We start from the raw sequence: 17422 nt of genomic DNA, 5'->3' as shown, positions 1-17422 counted from the left end.
AGGCTACTTTTCACGGTTTAGGCTGTCCAACAGCATCGCTTTCTCTTCATCACTCATTTTGTCAATCGCACACGCCAATTCTGCGCTTAAATCATTTTCACAAAAGAAATAATTTAAAGGAACATTAAGTTCCTCAGCCATACGCTGTAGCGTGCCAATATCAGGTACATGTCTTCCTTTTTCGTAATGATTCATACGACCACTAGCCGAGCCTTGTTCCATGCCAATTTTCACCCCTAAATCTTTTTGGGTGATCTTGGCTTTTTTACGCGCAGCTTTGAGCCTCGCTGGGATTGGGTTGTCTTTTTGCACTTACACATTTCTTTTCAACCTTTAGATAACTTAGATTGTCTAAGTTTTACTGATTTTTGTATACTTAGCAATCCTAAGTTTTAGTTGTGTAAATGTTCAGATGAAGAAATCCAAGAAAATAAACGCATACATGTTTAACCTATTGATAGAAAAAGAGATGGATAACTTTTTAGTTGTTGAACTGAGAGATGCGTTGATGTCGATTACTAAAAATGTCACAGATCCGGATGAAGCGAGAAAGTATGTATATAGGCAAATACTCTCATTTGAACGTAAAGGTTGGCTTTTTTCTACAGGAAAAGATCGGGCTAAGAGATACCAAAAGACAGAGTTATTTCATCAAATAGACTTTTCACCCCGTGAATCAGAGGTCAAGTCACCACCTGAAACAGAGTTAATCACTGAAGTACCGATGAGTGGATTAGCTGTATTACTAAAAGAAAAAAATCAGCATGAAGGTGAGCTGGCAATTGTTCTTGGTGAAGTTGAAGAATATCAATCCTTGATCAACCGATTTCCACAAAATCGTGATCTGTTTTTACCTTTGTTTACTGATGCAAAGGAATGTTCAGCTCGTCTGCTTGGTAAAATTAACGCTATATCTAAAGCTCTTAAAGCATCTGGTTTTCGAGGGATTGAATGTTAAGGTTATGGCAAGATCAATGTGTACAAATAGCTCTGAATAAGTTTGAAAAACAACATGCTCACTTCTTTTGTCAAGCAACGCCGGGTGCAGGTAAAACAGTGATGGCCGCTGAATTAGCAAAGCAGTTATTTATACGTGATGAAATAGATCTCGTGTTGTGCTTCTCTCCATCACTCACAGTCTCTGAGAGCATTAAACGAACATTTTCTTGGAAATTAGATTGCTCATTTAATGGTGGTTTGGGTTCTTTAGGCGCTTCTTATACTTATCAAACTATTCGTTTTTTAGGTGATGATTTTTGGAGTACGATGAGCAAGCATCGTGTGTTTGTAGTGTTTGATGAAATTCATCATTGCTCCTATGAAGAGCAAGGGCGATCAAATGTATGGGGTGAGCAAGTGCTCGCGAAAATTCAAGGATTGGCTAAATACACTCTCGCTTTATCAGGAACGCCGTGGCGTTCTGATTCTCTACCTATTGCGATGGCTGACTATACCGACCCTGAAGGTCAGCTAATTTTCGATTATCAATATGGATTAAAGCAAGCCATCCAAGATCAGGTCTGCCGACGTCCAAAAATCGTATTGGTAGACAATGAACATTTAACCATCGACGGCAAAGGTGAGATGCAGTCCTTTTCTTCGATATTAAATCTTCTCAAAGAATCAGATATTTCTTATCAAAGCGTTATTCACAATGAAGAGGCTATGGGTTATTTGCTTGAGGAAGGGTGCAAAAAACTAGCGCAGATCCGTCAACAATCACCGCAAGCTGGCGGTCTAGTTGTTGCTTCCTCGGTTAAGCATGCGAAAGTGATACAGGAGTTACTGATACAAAAATTTGGGCAATCGGCGTGTATTGTTACGTACCATCATGATTCGCCACTTGAAGAAATTGATGCTTTTAGGCATGGGAACAGTCAGTGGATTGTCAGTGTTGGGATGATCAGCGAAGGCACTGATATTCCTCGGTTGCAGGTTTGCTGTCATATGAGCTCAGTGAAAACAGAACTCTATTTTAGGCAAGTTTTAGGTCGAATACTGAGAGTCACAGACAGCCCAAATCAAGAAGCGTGGCTTTTTACCTTTGCGGAGGAAAGCCTTGTCGGTTTTGCTGAACGGATCGAACAAGATATCCCAGATACGTGCATGTTCATAAAGGATAAACAGGATGAAGAACAGTTAAATTTTCTTAATACTTCAATAGCTCCAAAGTCAGAATTAAACCGATATTCATCAACGCAAGCGAATACTTTTACTTGGCAACAAATAGACAGTGACTCAGTGTCCAAGAATTCTGAGTACTCCCCAACGTTTGAGGAGCTGCGTTTTGGTCTGTTTAAGCAACGGGTTTTATCAGCATTTATTTAATGGTCGATTAGGTTAAGATGGGAACCATAATGTGATGAAGGCACGATATAACCTTAGGGCAGCAAAGGTAATGCGCTCGGCTTGATATGAACTTTGTTATATACTGCTCAACTAAACGATTTTCTGAGTCTGCAGTATGGTTACCGGCGTCAATAAAGCAAAATTATCTGAAACTGACATTATTACTAAGTTCATACTTCCTGCAATTAAAAATTCTGGCTGGGATGATATGGCTCAGATCCGCCAAGAAGTTAAATTGCGTGATGGTAAAGTCATTGTGCGAGGTCAAGCGGCTGCTCGTAAAAAAGTAAAATCAGCAGATATTGTTCTTTATCACAAACCAAGTATGCCACTTGCCGTTGTGGAAGCGAAAGCGAACAAACATGAAATTGGTAAAGGCATGCAACAAGGAATCGATTATGCCTCTTTGTTAGAAGTGCCTTTTGTTTTCGCATCCAATGGTGATGGTTTTATCTTTAGAGATTTAACCAATTCCGCTCAACTTGAAACTGAAATTCGTTTAGAAGATTTCCCAACACCACAACAGTTGTGGGAGAAATACTGCCTTTGGAAAGGATATAAAACGGAGCACTTACCCGTGATCACTCAAGATTATCACGATGATGGGAGCGGTAAGTCCCCTCGGTACTACCAGTTGCAGGCTATAAACAAAACAGTTGAAGCCGTCGCAACTGGGCAAGATAGAATCTTGTTAGTAATGGCGACAGGCACAGGTAAAACCTATACTGCCTTTCAAATCATTTGGCGACTATGGAAAGCGAAAGCCAAAAAGCGAATTTTATTTCTTGCTGACCGCAATATTCTTGTTGATCAAACCAAAACCAATGATTTTCAGCCGTTCGGTACAGCAATGACCAAAATAACGGGGCGCAAAGTTGATCCTGCTTTTGAAGTACACCTTGCGTTGTATCAAGCACTAACAGGGCCAGAAGAAGAGCAAAAAGCCTATAAGCAAGTTGACCCTAATTTCTTTGACTTAATCATTATCGATGAATGCCATCGTGGTAGTGCATCTGAAGACAGCGCTTGGCGAGAAATTCTTGAGTACTTTAGCTCGGCAACCCAAGTTGGTTTGACTGCGACGCCTAAAGAAACGGATGAAGTGTCAAACATTGAATACTTTGGCGATCCTGTTTATACCTACTCGCTAAAAGAAGGCATCGAAGATGGTTTCTTAGCCCCTTACAAGGTTATACGTGTCGATATTGATATTGATGTTCAGGGTTGGCGACCAACCAAAGGGCAAACCGATAAGCACGGTGAAATCATTGAAGATCGAATCTATAATCAGAAAGATTTTGACCGGACGATGGTAATTGATGAGCGCACAGAGTTAGTTGCTAAAACCATTACCAACTATTTAAATCGTACTGACCCAATGGCGAAAACTATTGTCTTCTGTAATGACATCGATCATGCAGAACGTATGCGCCGAGCACTGGTTAATCTAAATCCAGAGCAAGTGAATAAGAACGACAAGTACGTAATGAAGATCACGGGCGATGATGAAGTTGGCAAAGCTCAGTTGGATAACTTCATCAACCCGAAGAAAAAGTACCCTGTTATTGCCACAACATCAGAGCTAATGAGCACCGGTGTGGATGCTAAAACCTGTAAGTTAGTAGTACTTGATCAAGGTATCCAGTCAATGACCAAGTTTAAGCAGATCATCGGCCGTGGTACTCGTATTGATGAGCGCTATGGCAAGCTATGGTTCACTATTTTAGATTTCAAAAAAGCCACAGAGTTGTTCGCTGATGAACGCTTCGATGGTACTCCTGAGCGTGTAAAAGTTACCACTCCTAAACAGTTTGAAGATGAAGACGACTTAGATGACATCATTGAGGGTATGGATGATATTGATGCCGACAACCCATTTGGTGATGAAGATATTGACTCTGATTCAATCCAAGAGCCTGAATCTTCTTACGGTGATAATTTTGGTGGTTCATCGAAAGGCGGTGCAGAAGGCAATGATGATTGGAACGACGAAAACAGAGTTCGTAAATTCCATGTAAATGGCGTATCCGTTAAAGCCCTTGCTGAGCGTGTTCAATATTACGATTCAGATGGTAAGCTTGTGACCGAATCATTCAAAGATTACACACGTAAGACAATGGTGAAGCAGTTTGCATCTCTCAATGACTTTATTAAACGTTGGAATGAATCTGAACGTAAACAAGCCATTATTGATGAACTAGCAGAAGCAGGTATTTTATGGGAAGTACTCGAAGATGAGGTAGGTAAAGATATGGACCCATTCGATATGATTTGTCATGTCGTTTACGGCCAACCCGCTTTAACTCGTAAAGAACGTGCGGACAACGTCAAGAAGCGTAACTATTTCACCAAATATGGCGATACCGCTCAACAAGTACTGAACAATCTGTTAGACAAATACGCCGATGGTGGCGTGGCAGAGGTTGAAAACATTACCGTGCTTAAAGTCGCACCATTTAATGAAATCGGAAGCATGAAAGAGATCATTAACAATGGTTTTGGTGGCAAACCGCAATACTTAGAAGCAGTTAATGAACTAGAAGCGGCTATCTATCAATCTGCGTAACGATATTCACAAAGTGTAGATACGGAAACTGTTGAGGTCGCTAAATTAGCGGCCTTTTTCATTGTCATTGAACAGATCTAGTTCTGCAGAGAGTTCTGTTAGTTGGTTAGCTAAAGCGTTATTGATGCAGTCATGCTCAACATACTTGGGAATCACCATTCCTAGCTTTAAAGCTTGATAATCAGGGTGTTCCGCGAGTATTTTCAAGTATTGTTTTAGCCGTTCGTCAGGAGTGGATTCACGTTTTAGGTGTTTTTTGATATTTTGACCCAGCTTACGAATCTCATCTTTGTCAGTCTCTTTAAAATCATCGTTATTGTTGAGCTCATCATAAAGCACGCTTGCAAACTGATGATGACTCCAACCCAAGGCATCCAAAGTGTGTTGAATTTGTTTTTGCTTTTGTTTTTTAGCTGTCCCCATTTGTCCCTAACCTCCTAGTTATTATTCCTTTGTCTTAGCGAAGACACATTAATCACGATAACAAAGGATAAAATCATGACTAAATCTAAAACCCCAATGACACCTGAAGCCGCTGCTCGCATTCAAGGTAATGTCGCAAAACAAAATGGTGGCAAAGTACCAAAAGGCGATTTTGTTGGCCGAGCACAGCGTGCTGCTGCCAACAACCAAAAAACATCTAAATAGAGGAAATTACCATGAGTACTCAAAACCCAAACTACCCAAGCAAAACTGGTAACCCATCTGGTCCCGGGCGCGGTAATACACCTAAGCGTTAATATTTAAAAGAGAGGTAGCTAAATGCTGCCTCTCTTATTTAAGAGCAACTTCTAGCATGTTGCTTGAATGTGTGAAGGAACATATCTTGATCAGACTTATAGTCTGAGAACGCCACATCATTTTCGGTTTTTTCTAATGCGCATAAACAGGTTTCCCGTTTACTTTCATACCAACTTACCGACACAAGGTTTTCGCTAGAATTTACGCAAGTATCGACAATTGCGTATTCTACTTCCAAAGGATACCTTTTTTTGTCTAATTCACTTTCAACAGCGTAAGCGCCTACAGCACCAACCAGAAAAGCTGTACTGGCAGAAACGAGCTTTCGTTTACTGAATTTATAACCTTTGAAATTTTTCTTACATTCAGTGCATGAAATGTTCTCAGCAAATTCAATCAGGTTATCCGTCTGACAATGCGGGCATTCTATTTTCATTTTCTAGCCAAATTGGTGGGTTATTGTTCTATGAGATCGTTTTAATACGTGTTTGAGTGATTAAAGCATAATCATTCCTATACATTCATAGAGCTAGCTTAAATTTTTTGATCTAAGTTCTGCTATAATTCGGCCAAATTTTAGGTCAGTTAAAGTAGTAAGCCATGTCTATCAGTTCAGTAATCAAATCCATTCAAGACATCATGCGTAAAGATGCGGGGGTCGACGGTGATGCACAGCGCCTTGGACAAATGTCTTGGTTGTTATTTCTTAAAGTGTTTGATGCTCAAGAAGAAGAGTTAGAACTGGAACTGGACGATTATAAAACTCCAATCCCTGAGCAATACCTATGGCGCAATTGGGCTCAAGATGCTGAAGGCATTACCGGTGATCGACTGCTTGAGTTCGTAAACGACGACTTGTTCTACAAGCTAAAAAACCTAATCGCCCCTGTTGACTTGAACCCACGTGGTTATGTGGTGAAAGAAGCGTTTAGCGATGCGTTCAACTACATGAAAAACGGTACGTTGCTTCGCCAAGTAATCAACAAACTGAATGAAATTGATTTTACTGATTCTTCAGAGCGCCACCTATTCGGTGATATCTACGAGCAAATTTTAAAAGACCTGCAAAGCGCAGGCAATGCGGGTGAGTTCTATACTCCTCGTGCAGTCACTCGTTTTATCGTTGACCGTCTAGATCCAAAATTAGGTGAATCCATTATGGACCCTGCAACGGGGACGGGCGGTTTCCTTGCTTGTTCATTCGACCACGTTAAAAACAACTACGTAAAAACAGCAGCTGACCACCAAACGTTGCAAAAGCAAATCCACGGTGTCGAGAAAAAACAACTGCCACACCTTCTATGTATTACCAATATGATGTTGCACGGCATTGAAGTACCTGTACAAATTAAGCACGGCAACACACTAAGCAAACCGCTTTCAAGCTGGGATAGCAATATCAATGTAATTGCGACTAACCCACCGTTTGGTGGCACGGAAGAAGACGGGATTGAAAAGAACTTCCCGGCTGAAATGCAAACTCGTGAAACGGCGGATTTGTTCCTACAACTGATTATTGAAGTACTGGATCCTGCAAATGGCCGTGCGGGTGTGGTATTGCCTGATGGCACCTTGTTTGGTGAAGGCGTAAAAACCAAAATCAAAAAGCTGCTAACCGAAGAATGCAACCTGCACACCATTGTGCGCCTGCCAAACGGCGTGTTTAACCCTTACACGGGCATTAAAACCAACATTCTGTTCTTCACCAAAGGCAAACCAACCAAAGACGTGTGGTTCTTCGAGCACCCATACCCAGAGGGTGTGAAGAACTACAGCAAAACCAAACCGATGAAGTTTGAAGAATTTCAGGCAGAAATCGATTGGTGGGGCAATGAAGCAGACGGCTTTGCCAGCCGCGTAGAAAGCAACCACGCGTGGAAAGTCTCGATTGATGAGATCATCGCCCGTAACTTCAACCTAGACATTAAAAACCCGTATCAAGGCGAAGTGGTCAGCCATGACCCCGATGAACTGCTAGCAAGCTACCAAACGCAACAGCAAGAAATCACCGAGCTACGCAACCAACTGAAAGATATTCTGGGGAATGCCCTGTCTTCTTCACAAACAGCTTCATCATCGCAAACTGCGGATGAGGTGAAGTAATGTCTGCAGAAAAACTGATTACTGATCATATCGATATTTGGACGTCGGCCATCAAAGCAAAATCTGCGTCTGGTCGTGGTAGCAGCAAAAAGCGCGAGCTTTACGGCATCAAAAAACTGCGTGAGCTTATTTTGGAATTGGCAGTGCGTGGTAAGTTGGTGCCGCAAGATCCGAGTGATGAGCCTGCTTCAGTACTGCTTGAGCGAATTGCGGCTGAGAAAACGCAGTTGGTGAAAGATAAAAAGATCAAAAAGCCGAAGCCACTGCCGCCCATCAGCGACGAGGATAAGCCGTTTACTCTGCCGCTAGGGTGGAAGTGGGCAAGACTCGGTTCTTTGGGATTGATGGCATCCAGCTCCCGTGTCCACAAAAAGGATTGGCAAGACAGCGGGGTCCCCTTCTACCGTGCGCGAGAAATTGTACAGCTATCCAAGTATGGTTCAGTGGATAATGACTTATTCATCTCTGAAGCGCTTTTTGAGCAGCATGCTCAGAGCGGTTTTGTACCTGAACCGGACGATCTGATGGTGACCGGCGTGGGGACTATTGGCATGCCCTACGTTGTTAAAGCTGGCGAAAAGTTCTACTTCAAAGATGCCAGCGTACTTATTTTTAAGAACTATCACGGGCTAAGTGCCGAGTTCCTGTACTACCTGTTCAAGTCTCGGTACTGGCTCGATGCAATTCACAAAGAAAGTATGGGCACTACGGTGCACACGCTGACGATCAGCCGAGCCAATGAAACGCTTGTTCCGGTTATCCCTGTTGAAGAACAACACCGCATCGTCGCCAAAGTCGACGAACTGATGGCGCTCTGCGACCAACTAGAACAGCAAACCGAAGCCAGCCTTGATGCACATCAGGTATTGGTAGAAACCTTGCTGGCGACGCTCACCAACAGCCAAGACGCCACCGAACTGATGGCGAACTGGACACGCATCAGCGAGCACTTCGATACCTTGTTCACCACTGAGCAAAGCATCGACCAGCTAAAGCAAACCATCCTGCAACTGGCGGTGATGGGTAAGCTGGTACCGCAAGACCCAAATGATGAACCAGCAGCAAAACTGCTTGAGCGTATTGCGGAAGAAAAAGCGCAGTTGGTGAAAGAGAAGAAAATCAAAAAGCAAAAAGCCCTGCCGCCGATAGCTGATGATGAAAAGCCGTTTGAACTGCCGAATGGGTGGGAGTGGGCGAGAATTTTCGATGCTTCTTTGTTCAGCGAATATGGAAGTTCAGAAAAAACTGTCACAGAGCTACCTGATGGTGTCCCCGTATTAAAGATGGGTGATATTCAGGCTGGTAAAGTCATTCTAAGAGAGCATCAAGTAGTTTCTGCACAAATCGAGGATTTACCAAATCTATACCTGAAGTTTGGTGACGTTCTATATAACCGTACGAACAGCGCTGAACTAGTAGGCAAAACAGGTATGTTTAAAGGGGAGGATGATGTTTATACATTTGCTTCTTACCTAATTCGTATACGTTGCAGCTTCAATAACGTGATGCCTGAATATTTGAGCTTGAGTATGAATACTCCATTATTCAGAAAAACTCAGATAGAACCGCACATCAAGCAACAGTGTGGACAAGCAAATGTAAACGGTACGCTAATGAAGCACATGCTCGTATCAGTGCCACCAGTTAGAGAACAGGCGCGATTGATGGCAAAAACCAAAGAGCTTCTCTCATTTTGTGAACAGCTAAAACAACGCTTACGCGACAGCCAACAAACCCAACTTCAGCTTACTGATGCTGTTGTTGAGCAGGTAGCTTAGGTATTCGCTTGTGAAGCATAATCTCCCACCTTTGCAAATAAAGGAAATGGACATCCATTAGGATTAATAGATGATAACTAACTTTGAATTAGAAAACTTTAAAGCATTTTCCCATAAACAAGCATTAAGGCTAGCTCCGATTACATTAATTTATGGTCCCAACTCTTCGGGGAAAAGTTCTGTCATTCAGGCTTTGATGATGCTGCAACAAACAATGTTAGCAAAAGATAAACAAGGGGAGCTAGTCACTTCGGGTGATTCAATTAACCTTGGTACATTCGAGTCTCTTGTTCATCGGCAAGATAGCAATAAGAAACTATCATTTTCGATTGAATATACCAGTCAGCATGATGCTCAAGAATATAGGCAAAGGCACTCATATGATATGTTATTTGCCAATGCTGATATACGCAAGTTAGAAATTTCGTATGAGAATAAGAATGATAAAACTGTTTTAACAAATTACAGCTTTAAGTGTGGAAGCAAGAACCTAGAAAAAGTTAGCTTCCAACTTGAGAGAAAGCGTGATACTTCAATCGGTCCAATATATTCACTTACACAGAGCGACAGCTTGCGTAGAGTTATAGGAAGCCGTGAGAAGATAGCTAAAGATGATGGTAAGGCTTGGAACAGTCTGGATAATAGTCTGTCTCAACCGTTTTATGTTTCTTCAAACTTAAATCTCCCTACAAGTGTTAATTCTACAGAGTCAGCTTTAAGCTCTTACACGAACAAAGTGATTGATGACTTTAGTTATGTTGTTGGAGATCTTAAATATTTAGGACCGTTAAGAAGCTCTCCCAAGCGATTTTATTCTGATGCGATTAGCAGCTACCAACGTGGACAAGGCAAGAATAACTTAGGTTTAGAAATCTATAAATCGAGTGCTACTACGAAAGATAAGATGAACTCGTTCCTTGCTGAATTTAATATTCCGTACAAAATTGATGTTGAAGATCTTGGTAATGTGAATTCAGGTCCATTAATTTCTATTCAGCTCACAGATTTACGCAATGGTGCAGTTGTAACTCCTAAAGATGTCGGCTTTGGTATTGGACAGGTGCTTCCGATAATATTAGAAGCGATAGTCTCAAAAAAGAAACTGATTTGTGTTGAGCAACCTGAAATACACCTACATCCACGCCTTCAGGCTCATCTCGCAGATCTATTTATAGAATCGGTATCAGCAAACCATAAAAATCAATGGATTATCGAGACTCATAGCGAAGCTTTAATGCTTCGTATTCAAAGACGAATTCGCGAAGGAACTTTACCAAAGGAAATGGTATCAGTTTTATATGTAGATGTGGGCGATTTAGGAGCACAGGTTACAGAGCTCAAGCTGGATGATGAAGGCGACTTCTTGACCCATTGGCCGAATGGTTTTTTTGAAGAACGTGTTAATGAAATGTTTGGACTTTAATTATGCTGACAACATTTTATTTTGATAGTGAGCTTTTTGATGATAAATCTTTACAGCTAATCGCTCAGTTGAACATATCATTATTAGAGAGTTGGCAGCACTATGGCTGTTTAGGTATCTGCGCAAGTCACAAAAAGGAAATACTTGCTTCTATAAATAAAGTACCGCCTAAATATTCTGTTAAATGGCAAACTGCATTATCTCAGTTTAAAAACACAGTGATTACACCAAGTATAGTGACAATATCTGACTACGATAGTTTCGACCATGTAAAGGATGAACTAGTTAAGCAAAATGTTACTACCGGAATAATTGCAACGGACTATGCAGATGATTTTAAAGGATATGATAACCCTGACAAGTTTGAAATCGTTTCTCCAGTGAATTTTGGGGAGTCAAAAAACTTCGAAAAAAGTAAGAGCTTATGTTTAAAACAAATCAAAAATGGTGATGATATCAATACGATTTGGGACGAGAGGTTTAAGAACCTAGCGCTTCATACTAAGAGAATAACCATTATTGACAGGTTCTCTGCTCTTAATATCTTAGAAGATCATAAATTAGGGAAGCGAACAGCTCTAGATAAATTTATAGAGTTTCTTTCAACTACGGGTAAAAAATATGAGATAACTATATTTGGTGCATGTGATATAAATGGAAAAATGACGAATGCAACAGATCTAAAGTCCTATTTAGATAATGTGCTTAGGAAAAAGCCTTTTTATAACCAATCTGTTGTAAATTGTAGTTTTGCTCTGTGTAAGAATCGATTTTTTGGCCAAGAGGCACATGATCGAATGATACGTCTAGATGATTATGTGTTTGAGATTGGTAATGGTATCGATATTTTCCGAGAAAAACCTATTTCTAATAATTCATTTACCATTAAGCCTCTAACTTTCACAAATTTTGAAGACATTTATATTGCTTTAAATCGCAATCGTGAACCTGGTTGTACTAGCTTGTAAAGTGGGGGCAATTGTAATTTGGACTAAACTTTAAATTGATTTCTAGTCACAATTTGACTCTACAGAATTTGAATTACTCGGATTAACGGCCATACTAAAACTTAGACATTCTAAGCTTTGGCGGTGGCATGTGAATACAGACATTCAACTTTACCCTAACGAGTCGCTCGAAAGCTTCTTGCTGCGCTTATCGCAAGAACAAGGCTACGAGCGATTTTCTCATTTCGCGCAAGATATCTGGTTTGATACGATGGATCAGCATGAAGCGATTGCTGGTGCTTTCCCCCTTGAGCTCAACCGAATCAATATCTACCACGCTCAAACCACAAGCCAAATGCGGGTGCGAGTGCTTATCCATCTTGAGAACCAATTAAGGCTCAACAACTTTGGCGCACTTCGCCTTGCGTTGTCACATTCAAAAGCTCAATTTTCTCCCGAATACAAAGCCGTTCATCGGTTGGGATCTGATTATCCTTTCATTTTTCTTGGTAAACGCTTCACGCCTATTTGCCCCCTATGTATTAGTGAGGCTCCATACATTCGTCAACAGTGGCAATTTATCTCTCACCAAGCTTGTGAACACCATGGCTGTAAACTGGTTCATCACTGTCCTGAGTGTAAGTCGAGACTTGAATACCAAAGTACCGAGAGTATTAACCAATGTGAATGTGGTTATGATCTACGAAACTCGCCATTAGAGGATGCGCCAGAGGCTGAGGTATTGGTCGCTCAATGGTTGTCAGGAAATAATTCAAAACCTTTGAGATTACTGAAGGCAGAAATGACGATATCTGAGCGCTATGGTTTTTTACTATGGTACGTTAATCGTTACGGCGATATTGAGAACATCAGCTTTGAGTCATTCATTGAATATTGTGGCGCTTGGCCAACGCCATTGTGGCAAGACCTCGATGCCTTGAAAGAGAAGGCTGAACTTGTCCGAGTAAAAGATTGGAAGAAAATTTTTTTCAATGAAGCTTTTGGTGCTCTGCTTAAAGATTGTCGCCAATTACCGAGTAGGCAGTTAAGTCGGAATGCTGTACTCACTCAAGTGTTAGCCTACTTTACCAAGCTAATGGCAATGTTGCCTTCAAGTGCTAAAGGAAATATAGGCGATGTTCTGCTTAGCCCGTTAGAAGCTTCTACGCTGTTCTCTTGCACAACCGATGAAGTGTATCGCTTGTATGAGTTTGGAGAGATAAAAGCTGCTATCAGGCCGCGAATGCACACCAAAATAGCGAGCCACGAATCTGCCTTCACTCTAAGAAGTGTTATCGAAACAAAATTGACGCGAATGTGCTCTGAAAGTGATGGTTTAAGCGTATACCTACCTGAGTGGTAATCATGACGAAATTAAATGATTTATTAGCAATTGAAGGTGAGACGGTAAAGCAAGCCGTTCTGAAGAAGATGTTCATGCCGTATACGGAAAACGTCTGTATCGATGGGCTAGAAAAAGAAGCTCTGACTATTCTGTTGAACTTAAGCTCTAATCATAAAGGAGATAAATGCACCGATTGGTTGGACGTTGCCCGTGCTAAAAAGTACTTAAAAAATGATGAAAATCTGGCTGAGTCTCTTGCTGAAATCCAATGGCTCCACACTCATAACCTAAAGTTTCCAGATTGCCGTGTTAAGGATCAGCGGATAATTGCGCGACCTCTTTCTACAACCGAGGAGTTTATTTCAAGTGCAGGATTGGATCAGCGATTGGGATGGGCTCATAATTCTGCTGTCTATCGTCACACATTGTGGTTACTGAATCCTTTTAAATGGCAATCACAGCCAGTGTGTATTCTTTCGCTTATTCAGCAGAAAAACCCAGTTTGGCTCGATCTACTTACAGAATTTGGCTTGGATGTGAAGTCACTTGCTCGCTTACAACGTGCAATTGAAGAACAACTCCCTGAGAATAGTTTTCCCGACAGTGTCAGTACTTACAGTAAGCAACTACGGTTTCCATGGGGGGATGATTATGTTTCGATAACCCCCGTTGTGAGTCATGCTCTTCAGTGCGAATTAGAAATAAGAGCGCGAAGTCCTGAAAACAAGCTCAGTTTTGTCTCTTCGTCACTGCCTAACTCTCCCAGTATTGGGAACCTGTGTGGCAGTTTGGGTGGGTATATGAGAGTCCTAAATTACCCGCTAGGCGTTAAACAGACCAAGGGTGGGACGTTAACGGCAAGTCGTCAAAAGAGTGGTCATTACTTTGATGACTATCAGGTAACTAACGCCAAAATTTGTCAGGTACTAAATCGCCTAACTGGGTCTGAGCCATCCAAAACACAGCGGCAAAGAGAAAGAGCTCGTCAGGTTAGGAGTAAGATTTTACGAAAGCAGATAGCCTTGTGGATGCTTCCACTCATTGAGTTAAGAGATATCGCCGAATCTGAACCCAATCAGCAGCAACTAGAGTATGACGACACCTTAGCTCAAGCCTTTTTGTCGTTACCAGAATTGGAGCTTGGCTCTTTGGCTGGTGAGTTTAACCGACGCTTACATCTCGCGTTTCAAAATAATATTTATTCTGCCAAGTTTGCTTATCACCCAAAACTGATGCAGGTAGCTAAAGCCCAAGTGACATGGGTGCTTGAGCAACTTAGTAAGCCAATTAACAATCAAGATATGGTGACGGGGGAGCAATATATCTACCTGTCGTCAATGAGAGTGCAAGATGCGGTAGCGATGAGCAGTCCTTATTTGTGTGGCGTTCCTTCGTTAACGGCCATTTGGGGGTTCATGCACGATTATCAAAGGCAATTTAATCAATTAGTTAACAATGGTTCCCCAGTTGAGTTTTCGAGTTTCGCTTTTTATGTTCGAAACGAGAATATTCAATCAACAGCGAAGCTGACTGAACCTAATTCAGTGGCCAAAGCGCGAACGGTTTCTAATGCGAAACGACCGACCATTCGTAGTGAACGATTGTCTGATCTAGAGATAGATCTGGTCATAAGGGTTAATAGCGAGAGTCGAATTTCTGATTTTGAGTCAGCGCTTAAGACCGCACTTCCAAGTTCGTTTGCTGGAGGGGCGTTATATCAGCCATTGATATCGTCACAGATAGACTGGCTCAGAACCTTTACGAGCAAGGGTGAGATTTTCCATGTGTTAAAGGGGTTACCGGCATACGGGCGATGGTTATACCCAAGCGAAAAGCAGCCTGCGAGTTTCGACGAACTAGAGCAGTTTTTAGCAAAAGATGCAGATATTTTGCCTGTTTCTATTGGATATCATTTATTAGAGCATCCTACTGATCGGGGTAACTCAATTACCGACTGTCATGCCTATGCAGAAAATGCTCTTGGTATTTCTAAGCGCTTGAACCCGATAGAAGTTCGTTTTAGTGGAAGAGATCACTTTTTTAGTCAGGCCTTTTGGTCGCTAGAATGCAGTAGCGAAGCTATTCTTATAAAAAACGATAGGAATTAATCGCTTATGGAACTTTGTAATCAGTTGAACTATGTACGATCACTCTCTGCTGGCAAGGCATATTTCTACCATTTGTCTAACGATGGTGAGATGTGCCCCCTTGAGATCGACAGGACACGGTTGCGGGCCCCAAAAAGTGGTTATGCCGAAGCCTATAAGGGGGACAAGTTTGCTGAAAAGAATGTTGCGCCCCAAGATTTAGCTTATGCCAATCCTCAGTACATTGAAGAGTGCTATGTAAAGCCTGGTGTTGATGATATCTATTGCGCTTTTTCACTTCGAATCCGAGCGAACTCCCTAAATCCTGATGTGTGTAGTGATGATGAAGTGCGCCATAAGCTTTCATCATTGGCTAAAACTTATAAAGAGCTCAATGGGTATTCCGAACTTGCTCACCGTTACGCAAAGAACATTTTACTTGGAACATGGATTTGGCGTAATCGAGAGTGCCGAAAATTAACAATAGAAGTCAAAACCAGTGATTCAGAAACCGTGATTATAGAGAATGCGGCAAGGCTATCTTGGTATGGGCATTGGGATGAAGCCTCAACAGAATGTCTGGAAAAGCTCACTGCTTATTTGACACGAGCATTATCTGACTCAAGTGAATATTTCTATATGGATGTTAAAGCCAAGATAGGTGTGGGTTGGGGGGATGAGATCTACCCTAGTCAAGAATTCTTAGATAGCCGCGAAGATGGCGTTCCTACTAAGCAACTAGCAACCGTAGAGCTACTGAGCGGAAAAGAGACAGTCGCATTTCATGGGCAAAAAGTTGGTGCAGCTTTGCAGTCCATTGACGACTGGTGGCATGAAGATGCAGACAAGCCCCTAAGAGTGAATGAGTATGGTGCAGATAGGGAATACGTCATAGCAAGACGACACGTAACTTTCAAGAACGATTTCTATCAACTGCTCAGAAATACCGAGAATTGGATTGAAAGTATGACTGCTACCCAAACCATTCCTAATGATGTTCATTTTATTATGTCGGTCTTAATCAAAGGTGGACTGTTTAACTGTTCAAAGTCAAAGTCAAAAGCGAAGGCTAAGTAAGGGACAACCATGACCAAGCGTTACTACTTCTACATACGTTATATTCCTGCCCATGCTGACTTCGAACTTTTGGCGGGTCGATGCATTCATCAAATGCATATGTTTATGGTCAATAACCCACAAGTGATGAACCGAATAGGCGTTAGCTTTCCAAGCTGGGGTGAATCTTCAGTTGGCCAAACTATAGCCTTTGTTGCTGAAGATAAAGATATGATGATTGGGCTTTCTTTTCAGCCCTATTTTTCTTTGATGATAAATGAAGGTTTATTCGAACTATCGAGTGTCTGCGAGGCACCTGAGAGCTTGGGGGAAGTAAGGTTTGTTCGCAACCAAATGATTAACAAGAGCTTTTTAGGCTCGAAGAAACGGCGAATTAAACGTAGCATGGTGAGAGCCGAGCTTTCTGGGGCTGAACAACGATTACCAGTCGCGGTGGAAGAGCGTGTAATCGATAGCTTTCATAGAATACCTATTTCTAGCGGTTCATCAGGGCAGGATTTTATTCTGTTTATTCAAAAGGAGTTTGTAGGTGAGCGTGCTGAATCCAGTTTTAATAGCTATGGTTTTTCAACCAATAATGAAAAAAGAGGGACTGTTCCTGACTTGATGCTTTAACCCTTTTTTGAAAACTCTTGTTCAGATAAACAAAAACAATGACTTACAACATTTAAATATTATAGGGTATTTTTTTGATTTGTGACTTTAAGCACGCAGAATCAGAGACTTGATGACTATGCTTTATAGTGACCTGCCGCATAGGCAGCCAAGAAAATCATGCGTAACGCTTTTGCAAGTTCATCGTTGTGACCTGCCGCATAGGCAGCTAAGAATAGGTCAGGAAGAAAGCAACCTGCCTGCTGAACAAGCAGTTAATAAACGAAACCATCAAGTTTTTGGCTTGGTGGTTTTTTTGTTTAAAAGGTTCCCTATGTATTTAAAAAGACTTGAAGATATTGATGTTAATTTCAATGACTATGAGGTAGGACTGTAAGCGCCCCATGATCCC

The 17422-nt window shown here is 41.6% G+C and carries 16 protein-coding genes; 13 read left to right on the top strand and 3 right to left on the bottom strand.

Annotation, left to right across the window (positions count from 1 at the left end):
- Nucleotides 1-3: 3 nt before the first annotated feature.
- Entirely contained in the window at nt 4-312 is a 309-nt protein-coding gene (locus PL85_RS04400) for a helix-turn-helix domain-containing protein (RefSeq protein WP_017045290.1), read from the bottom strand.
- Between the two features lie 100 nt (nt 313-412).
- On the opposite strand from PL85_RS04400, the gene PL85_RS04395 reads away from it, so the two are divergent.
- From PL85_RS04395 to hsdR, 3 genes are all read left to right on the top strand, one after another.
- On the top strand, nt 413-958 hold the full coding sequence (locus PL85_RS04395) for a hypothetical protein (protein WP_064625671.1): 546 nt from the start codon (nt 413-415) through the stop codon (nt 956-958).
- Nucleotides 952-2328: a DEAD/DEAH box helicase gene (locus PL85_RS04390; RefSeq protein ID WP_115339153.1), complete on the top strand. Its 1377-nt coding sequence runs from the start codon at nt 952-954 to the stop codon at nt 2326-2328. Before PL85_RS04395 ends, PL85_RS04390 begins: the two co-directional genes overlap by 7 nt.
- A gap of 136 nt (nt 2329-2464) precedes the next feature.
- A complete protein-coding gene (gene hsdR / locus PL85_RS04385) occupies nt 2465-4915 on the top strand; it encodes an EcoAI/FtnUII family type I restriction enzme subunit R (protein WP_115339152.1) in 2451 nt (816 codons plus the stop codon).
- A gap of 45 nt (nt 4916-4960) precedes the next feature.
- On the opposite strand, the gene PL85_RS04380 is transcribed toward hsdR, so the two are convergent.
- Nucleotides 4961-5338: an elongation factor Ts gene (locus PL85_RS04380; protein ID WP_115339151.1), complete on the bottom strand. Its 378-nt coding sequence runs from the start codon at nt 5336-5338 to the stop codon at nt 4961-4963.
- A gap of 75 nt (nt 5339-5413) precedes the next feature.
- On the opposite strand from PL85_RS04380, the gene PL85_RS04375 reads away from it, so the two are divergent.
- Entirely contained in the window at nt 5414-5563 is a 150-nt protein-coding gene (locus tag PL85_RS04375) for a hypothetical protein (protein WP_017045295.1), read from the top strand.
- A 130-nt stretch (nt 5564-5693) separates the two neighbouring features.
- On the opposite strand, the gene PL85_RS04370 is transcribed toward PL85_RS04375, so the two are convergent.
- Complete coding sequence (locus PL85_RS04370) at nt 5694-6092, bottom strand: hypothetical protein (RefSeq protein ID WP_017045296.1); 399 nt, start codon at nt 6090-6092, stop codon at nt 5694-5696.
- Between the two features lie 164 nt (nt 6093-6256).
- Between PL85_RS04370 and PL85_RS04365 the strand changes: the two genes are divergently transcribed.
- The 9 genes from PL85_RS04365 to PL85_RS04325 all read left to right on the top strand — a co-directional run bounded on the left by PL85_RS04365 (nt 6257) and on the right by PL85_RS04325 (nt 17407).
- Complete coding sequence (locus tag PL85_RS04365; RefSeq protein WP_115339150.1) at nt 6257-7759, top strand: N-6 DNA methylase; 1503 nt, start codon at nt 6257-6259, stop codon at nt 7757-7759.
- Complete coding sequence (locus tag PL85_RS04360; protein WP_115339149.1) at nt 7759-9537, top strand: restriction endonuclease subunit S; 1779 nt, start codon at nt 7759-7761, stop codon at nt 9535-9537. Before PL85_RS04365 ends, PL85_RS04360 begins: the two co-directional genes overlap by 1 nt.
- Nucleotides 9538-9607: 70 nt before the next feature.
- Nucleotides 9608-10960: an AAA family ATPase gene (locus PL85_RS04355; RefSeq protein WP_115339148.1), complete on the top strand. Its 1353-nt coding sequence runs from the start codon at nt 9608-9610 to the stop codon at nt 10958-10960.
- A gap of 2 nt (nt 10961-10962) precedes the next feature.
- Nucleotides 10963-11928 (top strand): hypothetical protein, encoded by a 966-nt coding sequence (locus tag PL85_RS04350; protein WP_115339147.1) that lies wholly within the window; start codon nt 10963-10965, stop codon nt 11926-11928.
- Between the two features lie 130 nt (nt 11929-12058).
- Complete coding sequence (locus tag PL85_RS04345) at nt 12059-13270, top strand: TniQ family protein (protein WP_115339146.1); 1212 nt, start codon at nt 12059-12061, stop codon at nt 13268-13270.
- 2 nt (nt 13271-13272) lie between these two features.
- Nucleotides 13273-15360, top strand: a complete 2088-nt coding sequence (locus PL85_RS04340) for a type I-F CRISPR-associated protein Csy2 (protein ID WP_115339145.1) — start codon at nt 13273-13275, stop codon at nt 15358-15360.
- Nucleotides 15361-15366: 6 nt separating this feature from the next.
- Nucleotides 15367-16416, top strand: a complete 1050-nt coding sequence (gene csy3, locus PL85_RS04335) for a type I-F CRISPR-associated protein Csy3 (protein ID WP_115339144.1) — start codon at nt 15367-15369, stop codon at nt 16414-16416.
- 9 nt (nt 16417-16425) lie between these two features.
- Complete coding sequence (gene cas6f / locus PL85_RS04330; RefSeq protein WP_115339143.1) at nt 16426-17031, top strand: type I-F CRISPR-associated endoribonuclease Cas6/Csy4; 606 nt, start codon at nt 16426-16428, stop codon at nt 17029-17031.
- Between the two features lie 112 nt (nt 17032-17143).
- Nucleotides 17144-17407 carry a hypothetical protein gene (locus PL85_RS04325; protein WP_115339142.1) on the top strand — a complete coding sequence of 88 codons (264 nt, stop codon included), beginning with the start codon at nt 17144-17146 and terminating at the stop codon, nt 17405-17407.
- Nucleotides 17408-17422 lie beyond the last annotated feature (15 nt).

Origin of the sequence: Vibrio anguillarum, assembly GCF_001989995.2 — a bacterium.
Taxonomy (GTDB): Bacteria; Pseudomonadota; Gammaproteobacteria; order Enterobacterales; family Vibrionaceae; genus Vibrio; species Vibrio anguillarum.
Note: the sequence above shows the minus strand (reverse complement) of the source record. Positions and strands in the feature narration are given on the sequence as shown.

Coding starts and splice junctions, on each gene's coding strand:
- PL85_RS04395 (WP_064625671.1), top strand. CDS start 413: ATGAAGAAATCCAAGAAAATAAACGCATACATGTTTAACCTATTGATA.
- PL85_RS04390 (WP_115339153.1), top strand. CDS start 952: ATGTTAAGGTTATGGCAAGATCAATGTGTACAAATAGCTCTGAATAAG.
- hsdR (WP_115339152.1), top strand. CDS start 2,465: ATGGTTACCGGCGTCAATAAAGCAAAATTATCTGAAACTGACATTATT.
- PL85_RS04380 (WP_115339151.1), bottom strand. CDS start 5,338: ATGGGGACAGCTAAAAAACAAAAGCAAAAACAAATTCAACACACTTTG.
- PL85_RS04375 (WP_017045295.1), top strand. CDS start 5,414: ATGACTAAATCTAAAACCCCAATGACACCTGAAGCCGCTGCTCGCATT.
- PL85_RS04370 (WP_017045296.1), bottom strand. CDS start 6,092: ATGAAAATAGAATGCCCGCATTGTCAGACGGATAACCTGATTGAATTT.
- PL85_RS04365 (WP_115339150.1), top strand. CDS start 6,257: ATGTCTATCAGTTCAGTAATCAAATCCATTCAAGACATCATGCGTAAA.
- PL85_RS04360 (WP_115339149.1), top strand. CDS start 7,759: ATGTCTGCAGAAAAACTGATTACTGATCATATCGATATTTGGACGTCG.
- PL85_RS04355 (WP_115339148.1), top strand. CDS start 9,608: ATGATAACTAACTTTGAATTAGAAAACTTTAAAGCATTTTCCCATAAA.
- PL85_RS04350 (WP_115339147.1), top strand. CDS start 10,963: ATGCTGACAACATTTTATTTTGATAGTGAGCTTTTTGATGATAAATCT.
- PL85_RS04340 (WP_115339145.1), top strand. CDS start 13,273: ATGACGAAATTAAATGATTTATTAGCAATTGAAGGTGAGACGGTAAAG.
- csy3 (WP_115339144.1), top strand. CDS start 15,367: ATGGAACTTTGTAATCAGTTGAACTATGTACGATCACTCTCTGCTGGC.
- cas6f (WP_115339143.1), top strand. CDS start 16,426: ATGACCAAGCGTTACTACTTCTACATACGTTATATTCCTGCCCATGCT.
- PL85_RS04325 (WP_115339142.1), top strand. CDS start 17,144: ATGACTATGCTTTATAGTGACCTGCCGCATAGGCAGCCAAGAAAATCA.